Source organism: Arachidicoccus sp. (genome assembly GCF_050436765.1).
In the GTDB taxonomy this organism is placed as follows: Bacteria; Bacteroidota; Bacteroidia; order Chitinophagales; family Chitinophagaceae; genus Arachidicoccus.
On record NZ_JBNQGD010000041.1, the window covers coordinates 588 to 1239 of the forward strand.

The window sequence follows — 652 nt, forward strand, 5'->3', positions numbered from 1 at the left end:
GAAGTGTGTGTCATTCAAGGAATTTTTGCGAATGTTCACTATAAATTCAATGCTCAAAGTAACATTATAACTTTTGTCAATAAAAGCGAAATATTATTAGCTGACTTGTTTACTTATCCATCAGATCCCAACTTTGACGGATTAGGATCCCTGGAGATAACCGGTGCTTTTATTGATGAATGCAACCAGGTAAGCGAAAAAGCTAAGAATGTTGTTAAGTCAAGGATCCGGTACAAGTTGGATGAGTACAAGTTGATTCCGAAGATGCTTTTAACATGTAATCCGTCGAAAGGATGGGTATATTCCCAGTTCTATAAACCATTTCGGGAAGGAGAATTAAGAAAGGATAGAGAATTTATTCAATCGCTCGTTGATGATAATCCTTTTATTAGTCAGCACTATCGGAATAATCTATTAGGACTTGACAAAGCAAGTAAAGAACGGTTATTATTCGGCAACTGGGAATATGACGATGACCCGGCAACCTTAATCGAATATGACAAGATTATTGATCTGTTTTCAAATACACATGTAGAGAGCGGTAAAAAGTACATTACAGCAGATATAGCACGATTTGGCAATGATAATACAGTGATCGGAATATGGGCCGGCTGGAGATGCGAAAAGATAATAACGTTAGCTGGAAAGAGTG

General features: G+C 37.1%; 1 protein-coding gene. It reads left to right on the plus strand.

Annotated elements, in window-relative coordinates; translation table 11 throughout:
- Positions 1-652: phage terminase large subunit (locus ACQR30_RS01600; protein WP_429730307.1), on the plus strand; the 652-nt coding region annotated here is incomplete at both ends.